This window comes from Pseudoalteromonas sp. (genome assembly GCF_041629635.1).
In the GTDB taxonomy this organism is placed as follows: Bacteria; Pseudomonadota; Gammaproteobacteria; order Enterobacterales; family Alteromonadaceae; genus Pseudoalteromonas.
On the sequence record NZ_JBFKMX010000227.1, the window covers coordinates 1 to 3394 of the forward strand.

Below are 3394 nucleotides of genomic sequence, written 5' to 3' on the forward strand. Positions count from 1 at the left end.
AAAGTTAGCTGGCTCAGGAATGGTTGCATAAGGCCCATAATTACCGATTAACTTAAATAGCAAGGCTGTTGCACCATTAGTGATTTGCTCTAGGTCATCACCTACCAAATCGATTTGAATCGCGCTACCTGTTGTACCACCGGTATTAAAAAGTGGAAACTGGAAAGCAAAACCAATCACATCTGGTGCGTTTACGCCCATTAATGTTTGGTTTAAGAAGTCGACCGCATCAATGGTTTTTTCTGCTTCTTTTGGGATCATGCCATGGAGAATTTGACCATCCATCGCAACTAAAAAATAGTGATCGATTTCTGGTGCTTTAATGGTGCTGCCATCCATTAATTGAATGTCAGGCACGATTTGCGTTAAGTCTGGCTCACCACCGCGGATCGCTGTTTCAGCTTGGTATTTATCGCCAGTTACTTCCCATGCAGGGCGGAGCACTTTTTCAATACGGTCGCCAATTTCAGAGACTTGATCAAGGTTATAGCCTGGTGGCGGTACCATAAAACCAAAGGCAAAGTTACGGTTACCTTTTGGTAAATAATCAAGTGGTGGAATAAGTAATGCAATACCCACAAGCGTAACAACTGCAAAGCTAGTCACCACAGTAACTTTTCGTTTGGTGGTGCTGGTAATAGCAATAAAGAGTTCGCCAATTTTATTAGGAAGCTGTGCTGCTTTTTTCTCAATTTCAGCTAGTTTCCCCGTTTTTAGTTTGACCTGTTTAGAGTCACTGCGAGCACGTAAGAAGTAAGCACCCGCTACAGGAATAACTAAGATAGATACGACAAAACTAATAAAGACTGCAGCCATAATGGCAAGTGATATATCGCGAAAAAGCTGACCTGCGCTGTCGGCAATGGTTAAAATTGGCACAAATACGACGAGTGTTGTCATGGTAGACGCAAATACAGCGCCTGCAACTTCTTGCGTACCTTCAACACTGGCTTTAAACGGCTTTTTGCCCATCTCTAAATGGCGGAAAATATTCTCGATAACCACAATGGCATTATCGACAACCATACCTACCGCAAAGGCCATGCCCGCAAGCGATACGATGTTAATCGAACGACCAAGAGCAACCAAAATTACCACAGATGCAATCACTGAAATTGGAATTGCGATAGCAATAACACCAATGGTACGCAGCGAGCGTAAAAATAGTAGCAGGGTAATCACGGCAAGTAAGCCACCGACCATAATATTGCTTTGTACTAAATCAATGGCATTTTCTACATAGCTCGATGAGTCCCAGGTAGTAACTAGCTCAATCGTACCATTGATACCAAGCTTTTTAGCATGTTGCTCAAGCATGCCATCGGGCTTATTAAGCTCTGCTATTTCAGCTTTTAGCGAGTTCATGGTTTCAAGTAAGTTAGCACCATGCGCCAGTTGGAAGTTAAAAAATGGCATTTTCACACCGCGAGCACGTACCCAATCACGCATATCTTTGTAGTCGAGTTGTACTGTCGCAATGTCTTTTACATATACCGGGCCGCGGCTATCTTTACGGATCACAATATTTTCAATGGTTGCTACATCGCTAAAACGCCCCATTGCACGCACACGAATATCATTTTTACCATCGGGTAGCCGACCACCAGAGTAGTTGCTATTGGTAATTTGGATGGCGTCGACTAGTTGGCTGTAAGTAATGCCAAAATTAGCAAGTTTGATTGGATCAATTTGAATTTGCAGCTCTTGCTCACGGGCACCTAAAATTCCCACTTTTGAAATACCTTTGATGTTTTCAAGGCGTGGACGTAATCGACGCTCCATAAAATCATACAAGGTAGTGTTGTCAAAACTCGGGTCGGTTGAAGCAAGGCCAACCCAGGCGATGTAATCCACCGACATCGGGTCAACGCCTTCAACTGTCGGTTCAGATACGCCCATAGGGTAGGCGGGAACTTCATTAAGTTTTTGTACAACTTCTGCTTGTGCTTGTTTAATATCAGTGCCAGTTTCAAACTCTAAACGCAGCTGCGCTGCAGAAGTTTGGCTAATACTGGTTAACGACACTAAGCCATTGACATCTGACAGCACTTTTTCCTGTTCGATAACAACGTCTGATTCGATTTCTTCAGGACTTGCGTTTTCCCAAAAGGTACGCACGCTAACCACCACCGAATCAACCGATGGCGTCATTTGTACTGGGACTTGAGTAAAAGCTAAAATACCCGCTAATACCGATAAAATAACAGCGACGATAACACTTATGGGTTGTTTAACCGCACTTTCTACAATCTTCATATCGTGCCTACTTTAAATGTTGTTGATTGCCATTTGAGACATCGGCTACAGCAACCACAGGGCCTGGCATTAATCGTTCATTGCCTTCGGTGATCACCTTGTCATTGGGTGCTAATTGCGGAGCGAAAATAGCAACTTTATCACCTTGATGAAATTGCACGTTAACCGAAACAGGTTGCGCAATTTGCTTATCGCCTTGCACAATTACTTTATAAACTAAGTAGTTGCCGCCACGATTTACCAGTGCATCTTTCGGTACTGTCAGCGTTGTTTTGCTTTCACCTTCTGGTAACCATGCACTTACTGACATTCCTGGCATTAAGCCTTTACCATTAACTTGACCAATAACGCGGAAAGTACGCGCTCGCTCATCAACGCTATTAAGTACTTTAATATTATGCGCTTGCATAAGTTCATCACCAATTTGCAGAGCAATTTCAGAGGGGGCTTTATTAGCTAAGAAAGCAAATCGCTCAGGTACATCCAACCAAGCTTCTAATTTATTTAGTGAGGTAAGTGTAAAAGCATGGTCGCCGCTACCTAACCATTGCCCAAGCTCTGCGAGTCGACTAGTAACTTGGCCATCAAATGGCGCGCGAATTGACATATCATCAATGCGAACTTGTAAAGCGTCGAGCTGAGCATTTAACGCTTCAATTGCTTGCGTTGCAGCAATCACACGGGCTTGATTTGCGATTGTTTGTGTTTTACTTTGATTTAAGCGCTGTTTTGACACGGCGCTTTTTTGTGCTGATTGTCTATACGCTAAATAATCTTCTTCGGCTTGCTTAAACTCTGCTTTTGCTAACGATAGGTTCGCCTCAGCAAGCATTTTCTCAGCTTGTAAACGCTGCTTTTCAGCATCAAGACGACGGGTGTCTAATTGTGCTAAAACAACACCTTTTGTCACAATATCGCCTTCGTTAACCAGTACATTGACAACTTTGCCTGATTCAACAGAAGCGACATTGGCTTGATTAAAGGCTTTTAAGGTACCAACGACACGTTTGCGTGGTTGTAATTGTTGTTCGGTTGCTTCACTAAAACGCACCACTTGTGCATTAGCGTGAAACACCAAAAACAACAGACTTAATAAAAGTCCAATTTGTTTAAATGAGCGTGGAGAAGTCATTGTATT

2 protein-coding genes are annotated in these 3394 nt (G+C 43.0%); both read right to left on the reverse strand.

Annotated elements, in window-relative coordinates; all coding sequences use genetic code 11:
* The coding region (locus ABYD77_RS18360) for an efflux RND transporter permease subunit (protein WP_372771542.1) at positions 1 to 2256 on the reverse strand (2256 nt) is incomplete at its 3' end.
* A gap of 7 nt (positions 2257 to 2263) precedes the next feature.
* Positions 2264 to 3394 (reverse strand): efflux RND transporter periplasmic adaptor subunit (locus ABYD77_RS18365; protein ID WP_372771543.1); only part of this gene is annotated, 1131 nt, incomplete at its 5' end.